The organism is Streptomyces cavernae (assembly GCF_004023625.1).
Classification (GTDB): Bacteria; Actinomycetota; Actinomycetes; order Streptomycetales; family Streptomycetaceae; genus Streptomyces; species Streptomyces cavernae.
In genome coordinates, this window is sequence record NZ_ML137710.1 from 1 (window position 1) to 12010 (window position 12010).

At 65.9% G+C, this 12010-nt stretch carries 13 protein-coding genes; 7 read left to right on the top strand and 6 right to left on the bottom strand.

The features are described 5' to 3' along the window. The first annotated feature begins 175 nt into the window (after positions 1-175). Positions 176-1387, top strand: coding sequence for an RNA-guided endonuclease InsQ/TnpB family protein (locus EF387_RS03555; RefSeq protein ID WP_238431321.1), 1212 nt, complete (start codon positions 176-178; stop codon positions 1385-1387). Between the two features lie 193 nt (positions 1388-1580). Here EF387_RS03555 and EF387_RS03560 read toward each other — a convergent pair whose 3' ends face one another. Further along, positions 1581-1949, bottom strand: a complete 369-nt coding sequence (locus EF387_RS03560) for a VOC family protein (RefSeq protein ID WP_128374998.1) — start codon at positions 1947-1949, stop codon at positions 1581-1583. A gap of 63 nt (positions 1950-2012) precedes the next feature. Between EF387_RS03560 and EF387_RS03565 the strand changes: the two genes are divergently transcribed. The 3 genes from EF387_RS03565 to EF387_RS47995 all read left to right on the top strand — a co-directional run bounded on the left by EF387_RS03565 (position 2013) and on the right by EF387_RS47995 (position 4366). Further along, positions 2013-2471 carry a MarR family winged helix-turn-helix transcriptional regulator gene (locus EF387_RS03565; protein ID WP_128374999.1) on the top strand — a complete coding sequence of 153 codons (459 nt, stop codon included), beginning with the start codon at positions 2013-2015 and terminating at the stop codon, positions 2469-2471. A gap of 88 nt (positions 2472-2559) precedes the next feature. Beyond that, positions 2560-3069 (top strand): hypothetical protein, encoded by a 510-nt coding sequence (locus EF387_RS03570; protein ID WP_128375000.1) that lies wholly within the window; start codon positions 2560-2562, stop codon positions 3067-3069. A gap of 97 nt (positions 3070-3166) precedes the next feature. Then, a complete protein-coding gene (locus tag EF387_RS47995) occupies positions 3167-4366 on the top strand; it encodes a DUF6188 family protein (protein WP_238431322.1) in 1200 nt (399 codons plus the stop codon). 137 nt (positions 4367-4503) lie between these two features. On the opposite strand, the gene EF387_RS03585 is transcribed toward EF387_RS47995, so the two are convergent. The 3 genes from EF387_RS03585 to EF387_RS03595 form a co-directional block, all read right to left on the bottom strand. Further along, on the bottom strand, positions 4504-5178 hold the full coding sequence (locus EF387_RS03585) for a DUF4097 family beta strand repeat-containing protein (RefSeq protein WP_128375238.1): 675 nt from the start codon (positions 5176-5178) through the stop codon (positions 4504-4506). Positions 5179-5394: 216 nt separating this feature from the next. Continuing rightward, complete coding sequence (locus tag EF387_RS03590; protein WP_238431333.1) at positions 5395-6411, bottom strand: FecCD family ABC transporter permease; 1017 nt, start codon at positions 6409-6411, stop codon at positions 5395-5397. Positions 6412-6548: 137 nt separating this feature from the next. Next, a complete protein-coding gene (locus EF387_RS03595) occupies positions 6549-7547 on the bottom strand; it encodes a FecCD family ABC transporter permease (protein ID WP_128375002.1) in 999 nt (332 codons plus the stop codon). Positions 7548-7740: 193 nt separating this feature from the next. On the opposite strand from EF387_RS03595, the gene EF387_RS03600 reads away from it, so the two are divergent. Beyond that, a complete protein-coding gene (locus tag EF387_RS03600) occupies positions 7741-8397 on the top strand; it encodes an HAD family hydrolase (protein WP_128375003.1) in 657 nt (218 codons plus the stop codon). Here the strand turns inward: EF387_RS03600 and EF387_RS03605 are convergent. After that, positions 8391-8639: a hypothetical protein gene (locus EF387_RS03605; protein WP_128375004.1), complete on the bottom strand. Its 249-nt coding sequence runs from the start codon at positions 8637-8639 to the stop codon at positions 8391-8393. The two genes, EF387_RS03600 and EF387_RS03605, sit on opposite strands and share 7 nt — an antisense overlap. 247 nt (positions 8640-8886) lie before the next feature. Here EF387_RS03605 and EF387_RS03610 point away from each other — a divergent pair, with 247 nt between their 5' ends. Next, positions 8887-10503: a recombinase family protein gene (locus EF387_RS03610; RefSeq protein WP_128375005.1), complete on the top strand. Its 1617-nt coding sequence runs from the start codon at positions 8887-8889 to the stop codon at positions 10501-10503. A 175-nt stretch (positions 10504-10678) separates the two neighbouring features. On the opposite strand, the gene EF387_RS03615 is transcribed toward EF387_RS03610, so the two are convergent. Then, positions 10679-10918 carry a GntR family transcriptional regulator gene (locus tag EF387_RS03615; protein WP_338058080.1) on the bottom strand — a complete coding sequence of 80 codons (240 nt, stop codon included), beginning with the start codon at positions 10916-10918 and terminating at the stop codon, positions 10679-10681. Between the two features lie 95 nt (positions 10919-11013). Between EF387_RS03615 and EF387_RS03620 the strand changes: the two genes are divergently transcribed. Then, the gene (locus EF387_RS03620; protein ID WP_238431323.1) at positions 11014-11349 is read left to right on the top strand and encodes a hypothetical protein; all 336 of its coding nucleotides are present in this window, start codon (positions 11014-11016) and stop codon (positions 11347-11349) included. The last annotated feature ends 661 nt before the right edge of the window (positions 11350-12010 follow it).

Sequence of the window (12010 nt, forward strand, 5' to 3'; positions counted from 1 at the left end):
GCTCGTACACGCCGACTGCCATCGGCAGCACCACGAGGCCCATGACAGGAGGACCGGACGCAAAGCAAACGCGCCCGTGGGTTCTGCTTGAGCCGTATGCGGGGACGACCCGCACGTACGGTTCTGAGGGGGCCGGGGACCCGGTGACGGGCCCCGGCCACCCGACAACCTTGCCGTGGAGCAGCACGCGCACTGGAAGCCGGGCCGGAGGTCCGCGCCCGGGTTTGCCGAGCAGTGCCGCCAGCTGACCGAGGCCCGGCGTGACGACGCATGGCTGCGTGCGGGGAACGCGGATGTGCGGCAGCAGGCACTGAAGGACTTCGCGAAGGCCAAGAACGCACGCTTCACTTCCGGGTTCGGTGAGCCGACCTGGCGCAAGAAGTTCCGGCACGAGGGCTTTCGCGTCATCGGTAGCGACCGTGTGCCCGAGTACCACGAGGACGGTTCGCCGAAGCTGAACGCGAAGACCGGCAAGCAGGTCATGGGCCGGTCCGTCGTGGTGCGCAAGCTGAACCGGCGGTGGGCTCGGGTGAAGGTGCCCGGCTGCGGCTGGGTCCGGTTCCGTCTCAGCGTGAAGGGCAAGGGCGCGAAGCTGCCGGAGGCGAAGACGTTCCGGGTCACCTTCCGAGGCGGGCAGTGGCATGTGGCTTTCGCCGTCGTCCCTGAGCCGATCCCGGCGCCGGGCACGGGCGAGGCCATCGGCATCGACCGGGGTGTCACGATCACCGCTGCTTTGTCGGACGGGAGGAAGCTGAACTGCCCGCAGCTCACCTCCCGGGAACGGGCACGGATCCGCAAGCATCAGCGGCGGGCGGCCCGAGCGAAGAAGGGCAGCCCGCAGAAAGCGGCCGAGTACGCGAAGGTGGCCAAGCTCAAGGTGCGGGAGGCGAACCGTCGTAAGGACTGGTGCGAGAAGACCAGCACCATGCTCGCCCGCTCCTATGACCTGGTGCGGTTCGAGAAGCTGAATATCAAGAACATGACTCGCTCCGCGAAGGGAACCGAGCAGCAGCCCGGCAGGAACGTGGCACAGAAGGCCGGCCTGAACCGCGCTGTCCTCGCACAGGGCTGGGGCCTGCTCCGCCGGCGCACCGAACACAAAGCCCCCGGCCGGGTCGAAGACGTGCCCGCCCCCTACACCAGCCTGCGGTGCAGTGCCTGCGGATGGATCGACAAGAACTCGCGCAAGAGCCAAGCCGAGTTCATCTGTTCCTTCTGCGGCTTCACCTGCAACGCGGACACCAACGCCAGCATCAACGTCGCGGCAGGACAGGGCGGGATCCCCCGCCCCCGGCGAGCAGCCGGTGCCGGAGGAGTGACAGCGGCCACCAGCCGTTCGAGCACCCGTGAACCTCAGCCCATATCGGCTGGAATCCCCCTCTTTTGAGAGGGGGAGGATGTCAAGCCTTTGACTCGGACACCGTCGAAGCGGGTCGGGTCGGCGATCAGCAACTGGTGGCCGGTCGCCGGGACGGCGTCATTGACGGTGTGCCAGGACACCCCGAGCCCGGCCGGCCGACGACTTTCAAGCCGAGGTCATCCAGCCGGCAGAACGTCGTCGGGTCAGCAGGGTCGGTTGATCAAGTGCGGTCGTGGAGCGTGACCTGGTAGCCGTCGGGGTCGGCGAAGGTGAAGGTCCGACCGAAGGGACCGTCGATCGGTGCGGAGACGATGGTGTGACCGTCGGCGGCGAGCGCGTCGTGGATGGCCTGGACGTCGGTGGCGTGGAGCCAGATCGCGGCACCGATGCCGGGCTGAGCGACGGATGCGAGGTCCGTGCCGGGAATGATGTCGCGGACTGCGAACGCGATCGGCTTCGTCTCGAAGACGACGGCGTGCGGAGGTCCGGCCGGCGAGCGGACGAGGCCCAGGTACTGCTCGTAGAACGCCTGCGAAGCGTCGAGGTCGCGCACTTGGAGCGAGATGAAGTCGGGGCCGGTGGCGGGCATGATGACGTTCCTTCGTTTCGTGTCAGTTTTCTGACACGCAGCAACCTATGTCAGAATGCTGACATGGGTCAAGAAGGGGTCGGCGTCGACCTGGAGACGTCACTGGGCTACCTGCTCAAAGAAGTGTCGAGCGCCCTCCGCGCGGCCATGGAGGAAGTGCTGCGGCCGCTCGGGATGAGCGTGACGCACTACTCCTGCCTCGAGCTGCTGGCGCAACGACCGGGCTTGTCGAACTCCGAGCTCGCGCGAGGCGCGTTCGTGACACGGCAGACGATGAACGTGCTACTCCAGGCCCTGGAGCGAGACGGCTATGTGACCAGGCCCGCGGAGGCACCCGTCGGGAAGGTGCTTCCCACGCGGCTCACGCCTCGCGGCCGACGGAGCCTCGAGAAGGCGAGCGCAGCCGTCCGGTCCGTCGAGGCCAGAATGCTGGCCGGTCTGACCGAGACCGAGCAGTCAGACGCGTTCCGGATCCTGCAGAGCATGATCCGTTCCCTGCGCGGTGACAACGAGGGTGCATAGCTCGTTCCGCGGCCCACGTCTCGTCGCGCTCGGACAGGAGTGCAGCCGAGCCTGAAATCCGCGTCCGCGACCTCGAAAACCGACAGCCATGCGCGAGCGTGACGAAGTGGGACGTCTGGTGAGTTCGATCGATAAGGCAATCTGCTGGAGTGGCCCCGCGGTTATCATTCTCTTTACGCTCGGGCGAGCTGAAGCACGCCTGCGGGAGAGTGAGTTCGAATTGGCCGGGATGCGCCCGGATTCGGTTGAGACGTTTCCGATCTCCGCTGATCCAGGGGGGAGGCAAGCGGTCGTCCGGGAGTATGATCTCACCTTCGATGACGTCGGCCGGGAATTCGTCCCTTACCTGCGACAGTGTCTGCGGAAAGCTGCCGAGCGCGCGGATGGAATTGCATGGTCGGCGTTCGAGGGGGTCTTCCATTTCGATCACCTCTTCACCGAGGACGTCGCGGACAAGATCTACGGCTATTGCGTGAAGGGGGACGAACCAGTCGTTGTATGGGACCACGAGAGCCTGAGGAGCGGTCGGTGGAAGGACGGGGTCAGGGGAGTCCGATCCGTTCTGGAGTCCGCCTACCCGCTGGGTGAGCCTGAGTGACCAGCATGCGAACCACGGAGTTCGGGGACCGGCTGGTCGGCCTGGCCAGGGAGTTCTCCGAGCGGCGCGGTGTGAGCCAACGGGAGGGGCTGGATTGATGTCGCCAGAGCACAGGGCGGCGAGTGACCTGCTCACCGCGGATGAGATCGCCCTGCTGCGGCGCGCCCTGTTGGAATGGGGAGGCCCGGCACGGTGCAGCGACGAGCTCGCTGTCGGTATGGGGTTCGCGGGCCTGCAGGACCTGCTCGACCAGTGCCGCAGGCTGCGTGCCGCACTCGCGGAAGACGCTCCGGTGGCCCCGGTCGACTGGGCGCGCGTGTTGCTGGCCACGGAGATCGTCTTCGTCAGTGATCTCGCAGGTTCGGGATTCGAGTGGTCCACGACCACGGGCCTGAGCGACGAGTCGAGTCTCCAAACCCTCCGTGCGATCCAGCGGAAGCTGGCACGCACGGTTCGTCCGTACTACGGAACGGCCGAGCCATCAGCTCGGAACAGGGTTTTGTCCGAGCTGGACCAGTCGACGAGGAATTTGATTCTTTCAGTCGACGAGGATGGTGCCCCAGGAATTCCGGATGCCGTTCGGGACTTTATCGAAGAAGTTACGTTCGCGGACCCTGAAGACATCTTGTCGGCATTGCGGGAAGCGCTGGCCGACGACTGGATGGCTCTCCCGGTCTGGGCTCGCAACCTGGCTTACCGGCTCGCCTGCTTGCAGCGCCCCGACGATCCGGCACTGCTGCGCGAAGCTGCAGCCGACCTTCTCTCTTTCGGTCCCGATTGGGACGAGACTGCGGAAGCTCTGAAGGCGCGCGCCGCAGAATTGGAATCGCAATCCAAGTGTGGGTTCTCCGAGACAGTTTGTGGTGGGCTGTTCGATGCCGGCGGGGTGGTGGACGTGGACTTGGGCCTTCGAGGTCAGGCGGTTGCCCGTATCTGCTTCGACGCGACTGTCACAATCCTGACCAGCGCGGATTGTGAACTGCGTATCGAGACGGAGGCGGTTATCCAGGTTTCCACCGAGGAACATGTGGCGTTCGATCCGCAGTCCCCGGCGGCCGCGGCGGCTCATCTCGTCCGACTTGCCCGTGACGTGATCACTGAGGCTCATGTAGGAGAAGGCGGGGATCTCGTCGTCGCATTTGAAAGCGGCATGAACCTGACCGTCCGGGCGGATGACGCTTACGAAGCATGGGGGCTTGTCGGGCCTGGGGGAAGACGAGTGATCTGCATGCCGGGAGGCGAGGTCGGAGTGTGGAGTGACGATGGGACTTCTGATGTCCGTGATTCGTTCCACTGACCCCGACCGCATATCCGAAGCCCCGCCAGGTGCGTCCTGGCGGGGCTTCTGTCCGGGTAGTGGCCGATGGCGCGGACGGGGCGGCGTGTGCCGGCGCGGTGTCGGGGTGCGCCGCCCTTGGGCGGGATGAGTGTCCTTCAGAGGCTGCGCGCGGTGATGTCGCCGTAGGCGGTGGTGGCTTGGATGTTCAGGCCGGCGGCGGCGCCGTCGCTGTTGTTGAGTGAGTTGTGGATCCGGCCGTAGGACGTGCCGGCGTCCAGGGAGGCGGAGACTCCGGCGGCGGCGCCGACCGAGATTGCGCCGTGCTCGGTGCGCAGCGTCACTGTGCCGCGCAGGGCCTCGGCGATGCGGATGTCGCCCTTTTGGGTGCTGATCTGCGCGGGGCCGCCCAGCCGGCCGACCTCGACGTCCCCGGCCAGGACGGCCAGGCGGGCGCCTGCGGTCTCGTCGAGCTTGACCTGGCCGTGGGCGCCGTCGATGGCGACGTCGCCGAGCCGTCCGACTCCCCGGAACTCGGCGCCGGCCGACTTCGCGTCGATGCGGGAGCCGGCGGGCAGTTGGACGGTCACCTCGACCGAGCCGGACGGGCCCAGGATCCGGTTCTTCGTCGCCGCCGTGGCCGTGATCCGCAGCGTGCCGTCGGCGTATTCGACCGTGGTCTGCTCGGCCAGCTTCACGTCCCGCCCCTTGGAGGGGTCCACGGGCCGGACCTCGACCGCGGTGTCGGCCCGGTCGGCTGCGATGACCTGCACCCGTCCGGCCTGGATGTCGAGGACGGCGGCGATCGGGGCGGGGGTGGCGAACTTCTGCATCATGCTCTCCTCTGGCTCGTCGTTTCGAACACTGGAAACGCTACGTTGCGTTCCTGAAGTCCGCAACAAGCTCGTTGCATCACATCGCAATTAGTGCAGTTCACAGGCTAGATATTGTTGCAATAGTCCCCGTTTAATGCAATGAACATCAGCGCGATCGTTGCAATGATTCGAGGTGAAAGCTATGCCTTGGCGTCCTGGACCGCGGAGCAGGCCTCAGCGGACCTTGCGGCTGCGCACGATGAGCCAGATCAGGTACGGCGCGCCGACCGCCGCCGTGAGTACGCCCACCGGCACCTCCGTCGGCGAGAACAGCCGTCGTGCCAGCAGGTCGGCCAGGACGACGATCACCGCGCCCAGCAACGCCGAGGACACCAGCGGGATCTGCGCCGTACGGGTCAGGCGGCGGGCGATCTGCGGGGCCAGCAGGGCCACGAAGTCGACGGGACCGGCCGCGCCCGTCGCCACCGAGGCGAGGACCACGCCCAGCAGTGTGAGACCGAGCCGCACCCGGCCCAGCCGCACCCCCAACGCGACCGCGGTGTCGTCGTCGAGCCCCGCCATCCGCTGGGCGTGCATGGCCCACGCCACGGCGGGCGCGAGCACCAGCAGCGACCAGCCGAGCGGCGCGGCCTCCGCCCAGCCGCGACCGTTCAGCGAACCCGTCATCCAGATCTGCGCCTGCTGGGCCACCAGATAGTCGCCCTTGGTCATGAGGAGCGAGGTGACCGAGCGGAGCGCGATCGCGATCCCGATGCCGATCAGGACGAACCGTGAGGCGTGCAGCCCGCCGCGCCAGGCGAAGACGTACACGAGCAGAGCGGCGAGGACGCCGCCGGCGACCGAAAGGTAGGGCAGGACGGCGTACGACGTGACCCCGAAGGTCATCGCGCCCACGGTCAACGCGCCCGCGCCCTGGCTGATGCCGATGACGTCGGGGCTGGCCAGCGGATTGCGGGACACGGTCTGGATGAGGCCGCCCGCCACCCCGAAGGCGGCGCCGACCAGCAGCCCGACGACCAGCCGGGGCTCGCGCAGGGTGCCGACGACCAGTTCGTCGGGGGACGGCTGCCCGAGCACGACCTTCAGCGCCTCCACCGGGGAGACGAAGCTCTCGCCCACGCACAGGTAGGCCAGGCTCGTCATCGCGAGGACGAGGCCCAGCGCCACGGCGGTGAGCAGTGCCCTGCGGTGGACCAGGAGCGAGAGGCGGCCCGAGCCCGGACGCACCAGCCCGTACCCGGCGGGCCGTGTCCCATCTGCGCGTGTTCCGCCGGCCCCTGTTCCGTCAGCCCGTGTCCCGCCGGCCTGTGTTCCGGCGGTCCCGGGCGGGGTGGAGCCGGGCCGGGTGGGCCCGGGTGCCGTGGAGGTCACGCCACCACCCCCCTGCGGCGCACCAGAGCCACCAGGAACGGCACCCCGACCAGTGCCGTCATCACCCCGGCCGGTACCTCGCCGGGCGGGAAGACGACCCTCCCGAGGGTGTCGGACAGCAGCAGCATCACCGGCCCGAGCAGTGCCGCCATCGGCAGCACCCAGCGGTGCGCGGAGCCCACGACCGCCCGGGCCAGGTGCGGGACCGCGAGTCCGACGAAGGCGAGCGGACCGGCCGCCGCGACGCCCACCCCGGTGAGGATCGTGGCGCCGAGCCCGCCCACGACACGGATGATCGCGACCCGCTGCCCCAGCCCCCGCGCCACGTCGTCCCCCAGCGCCAGCGCGTCCAGACCGCGGGCGACGGACAGCACCAGCACCGCGCCCACCAGCAGGAACGGCCACACCTGCGCCACGATCTCGGCGTCCCGCCCGGCCAGCGAACCCACCTGCCAGAAGCGGAACTCGTCCAATGCGGAGGCCTTGGTGGTGAGCACGGCGGTGGTCACGGAAACCAGCAGCGCGTTGATCGCGGCCCCACCGAGGGCCAGCTTCACCGGAGTCGCACCTCCGCGCCCGCTGGTGGCGATCGCGTACACCGCCACCGAAGCGATGCCGGCCCCGGCGAAGGCGAACCACACGTACCCGGTCAGCGTGTGCACACCGGCGAAGGCGATCGCCAGCACCACGCCCACCGAGGCACCCTGGCTGATGCCGAGGACACCCGGGTCGGCGATCGGGTTGCGGGTGATGCCCTGGAGCACGGTTCCGGCCAGCGCCAGCCCCGCGCCGACCATCACCCCGACGAGCGTGCGCGGCACCCGCAGCCCCCGTACGACGTCGGCGTCGGCGCTGTGACCGCCGCTTCCGCTCAGCAGGGCTTCGAGGACGGCGCTCGGCGCGATCGCGCGGGCGCCGACGGCGAGACTCAGCAGGACCGCGAGCAGCAGGGCCAGAACGGCCGCCACCACCGCGACGGGACGTCTGGCCGGCATGGAGCTCCACGAGGATGTTCGGAAGGACTGAACGTCGGGACGGACGTACAGAGTGTCGGAATTCGGAAGTTGGACGTTCGGGAAGTCGGACGTTCGGAAGTTGGGCGTTCGGAAGTTGGACGTTCGGACGGCGACAAGGCTTCACCAAGTCTATGAGGCCGCTGCCCGGGGCCCGTTGGCGCGGCTGGGCACAATGGCCCGTATGACCTCGTCCACGACTTCCTGCGCGCTGACCGTCGGATTCGACCTCGACATGACCCTGATCGACTCGCGGCCGGGCATCCACGCCTGCTACACGGCCCTGGCGGCGCGTACGGGGGCGGTGCTCGACGCCGATCTGATCGTCACCCGGCTCGGGCCGCCGCTGGAGGACGAGCTGATCAACTGGTTCCCGGCCGACGAGGTCCCGGCCATGGCCGACCTCTACCGTGAGATGTATCCCACATACGCCATATCCGGCACGCTCGCGATGCCCGGCGCCCGTGCCGCGATCGAGGCGGTGCGGGCCGCGGGCGGGCGCGCGGTCGTGGTCACCGCCAAGTACGAGCCCAACGCCAAGCTCCACCTGGAGCATCTGCGCATGGAGCCCGACGCCGTCGTGGGCGGGCTGTGGGCGGAGCGGAAGGCCGAGGCGCTGCGCGAGCACGGGGCGAGCGTGTACGTCGGCGATCACACGGGTGACGTACGCGGCGCGCGGACGGCGCGGGCACTGTCCGTCGCGGTGGCCACCGGGCCGTGCGACGCGGAGGAACTGCACGGGGCGGGCGCCGATGTCGTACTGGCCGACCTGACCGCGTTCCCCGCGTGGTGGGACGAGTACCGGGCCACCCCCGCGAACCGGACCTACTGAACCGACCGTGCCCTGCGGCGGCCGGCCGCGGCCGAGCGGAGCACCCCGGCGCCCGCGATCAGGAACCCGACGCCCATGAGCATGCTCAGAGCGAACATGTACGACGGGAAAGGCGTGGTCCCGAGCAGCAGCGGCGCCACCGTGACCAGCGTGGCCACGGCGCCGACGAAGAACACGATGACGCCGGCCCGGATCAGTCCGTCACCGGCTTCGGCGGAATTCGTTTGGGTTTTGTCGCGCACCGGACCAGGGTAGTTCCTGGCGCAGAGGAACAGCCCGGCGACGTCTTGTCACCGGCCACCGGACCATTAGCCTTGGTACCGGCGGGTCCGACGACCCGCTGTAGTGCTGTCCAGAGCGGTTTGCAGCAGTTTCCACAGCAGTACTTCCCACAGCAGTTTTCCGACGAGGACGAGGACGAGGACCGACGTGCCTACCGGCAAGGTCAAGCCGGTTACCTAGGCACACAGACTCCGCTAGCCTCCCCTCATGACACCTGGTCTGCGCTACCTAGCCTGTCTCCGCCTGTCTGCCGACTCGGACGGCTCGACGTCCATCGAGTGGCAGCGTGGCGTGATCCGACACCACGTCAGCTCTCCGCACCTGTCCGGCGTCCTGGTGGGGGAGGCAGAGGACACGGACGTATCCGGCTCGATGAGCCCCTTCAAGCGCCCGAAGCTTGGACGCTGGCTCACGTCCAAGGCTGATGAGTTCGACGTGATCATTGCAGCCAAGATGGACAGGCTTACGCGTCGCTCGATGCACTTCAATGAACTGTTGGAGTGGGCGCAGCAGAACGGGAAGTTCATCGTCTGTGTTGAAGAGGGGTTCGACCTGAGCACCCCTCAGGGAAAGATGATGGCTCGCATGACGGCTGTCTTTGCAGAAGCCGAGTGGGACACCATTCAGGCACGCATCCTCAACGGCGTACAGAGCCGTCTGGAGAACCGTTCATGGCTTACGGGCGCTCCGCCTACCGGCTACCGCATCAAAGCCGTAGAGGGAGGCAGGAGGAAGGTTCTGGAGATTGACCAGGACTTCCACCCGTACGTAGAAGAGATCTTCACTCGTGTCCGTGAGGGACAGTCCACACACAGGATTGCCCGAGACTTCAACGGCCGGGGCGTACTCACATGGGGAGACCATCTTAGGAAGTTGAAGGGGGAGGAAACCAAGGGAACGCAATGGCAGTCGACCATCATCAATAAGTTTCTCCGCTCCTCTTGGGTGCCCGGTATCTACACGTACAAAGGGGAGGCCGTTCTAGACGACCAGGGAGAGCCGGTCATTCTCCCTGAGAAACCCCTAGCGTCCATGGACGAATGGACAGACCTGGTCGACAGAATCAAACCGGCTCACAAGCCTGTAGGAACGGAAAGCCGTACCGGTGGAAAGAGCCTGCTTGCCGGTATTGCTCGGTGCGGTAACTGTGGAGCGCCGGTTACTTCCCTTCTGAATTCCGGACACACTAGGAAAGACGGAGAAAGGATTCCCGGACACAGGTATTACCGCTGCTCCAACAAGTTCAAGGGTGGCGATTGCGCTAGCGGTCTTTACGTCCGTGCTGACGTGCTCGATACGTGGGTTGACCAGGAGATTCGCGGTAGCGTAGGCACGTGGGAGATGTACGAGCGAGCCGGTAAGGGACCCTCTCAGGCAAGGGAACTTCAGTCGGCTAGGGCACGCCTGGAAAAGCTGGAAGCTGACTTCCTGGCAGGTGAGTACGACGGGGAGGGACAGGAAGAGTCCTACCGGCGTATGCATAAGGGGCTGTCGGCAAAGGTTGCGCTACTCGCGAAGCAGGAAGAGGAAAGGGCTAACCCCACACTGAAAGCCACGGGTAAGGAGTACGGGGAAGTCTGGGAGTCCAAAGACCAGGAAGACCGTAGAGAATTCCTCCGCACCTATGGCGTAAAGGTCTGGGCGTGGGATAAGGGGCAGGACGAAAGCGAGAGGGGAATGGTTATGGACCTGGGGGATATCCAGACCATGGCTAATGAGCTTGCCCTTACCCGCCCTGGAAAGAAAGGCAAGATGACGAGAATGCTGATTAGCCATAACGTCACCGAAGAATACCGATGGAAGGCATTGGGGTTCGCTCGATAAAGAGGGGAATAAAGAAAGGCCCTGCCAAATGGCGGGGCCTTATTCCTTTTATGGAATCGTTTATGAATTCAACCCCCCCTACCATTAACGGTTGAATAACAATTGGGGGTGGTCCGGTCTTTCGCGTGCCTAGGGTCTCTTAGGGGAGAGGCAGTAGCCGTCTCTAAAAAGCTTTCTACGGCTTGGAGACGAACGATCCTTGTCCCAGGATGGTATAGAGCCGCCCCTCTTCCCTGAGAGCCGCTACGGCTTTTTGGACGGTAGAGGGAGCCACGTCCAACTCCGTAGCAAGGTCGACCACGGCAGGGAACCTCTCGCCAGGGGCGTATGTGCCGGCGTCCAGTCGTCGGCGCAGCTCGGCAGCAACCTGGGGCCATACGGGCTTGCTGCGGTCAAGATCCATACGCCCGAGCATCCGTGAGTACGCGCATTCACGCGACCGCGTATACGCGTATGCGCGTATCCTCAGCTTCGGAAGTACCCCCGCGACCGGGCGAACGGTCCGGGGGCGTGGCCACCAGCCATGAGGAGCTGTTGACAGTGAGCCAGCCTAGCCATGTCCGGCTGTTGCCCTGGAAGGGGCCGGAAGGGAAGCCAGCGCATCTCGTCACGGACGGCACTCCCACACCCCTGTCTCTCCTGGCAGACAAGATCGAGACTCAGCAGATCGAATCAGCAGCCGTGATCGTGGAGTTGGCGCGGCCGATGGTGGGGGAGGAAGCCAAGCTGACAGCGGATGAGCTGAGGTGGATCGCCGGACGGCTCATCGAGAGCCTGACGGACGTACTGAACATCGCTGAGAGCCGCGCACAGAGGCTCCCGGCGTACGAGGAGCCGGGGGAGTAGCCCAAGCCCTCAGAGAGCCCCTGGACGCCTTGTCTGGGGGCTCTCTCATGTCCAAGCGCAGATGTTGCTCAAGCCAGGGTCCGACAGGGTTTCCCTTGGGCATCCTTTCCGCATGTCGCTTCCAGTCATTGCCATCGTGGTTGCGTCGGTGAGTGCCGCATTCACCGCAGCCAATATGATTGTGTCCTACCGCACCTATAGGCGTGTACGGCCCAAAGTGAAGGTACGACTCTGGCGAACAGGTGTACAAGTTCCAGAGCAAGAGGCTAAGTCGGCTTCCTACCTGTTTGTTCTTCGCCTCATCAACGATGGCACAACTCCGGTGACGGTTGAGCGTATTGAACTGTGCCGTTATGAGTCAGCGTTTGGGAGACGGCGATTCAGCTTGGTGAAGGGCAGCAGAGGATTCGACCCGAAGAACAGATGGGGGACTCCGCCTCCGGTTCTACCCGCTTTGGACGGCACGACCTACCGTTTTACGGTGCCGACAGGCGCTGTTTCTGCCAGGGACCGCCTGCGCTTCCGAGTCCTGCTGTCCAATGGGCGTACGGCTACAAGTCGTCGGGTCCCGACTAAGGATTGGTCACTGGGCGAAGTGGAATGACTCATGTCTGTTTGTCAGTGGCGCGTGCGACGATAGAAGGGAAGTTGAGGAAGGGAG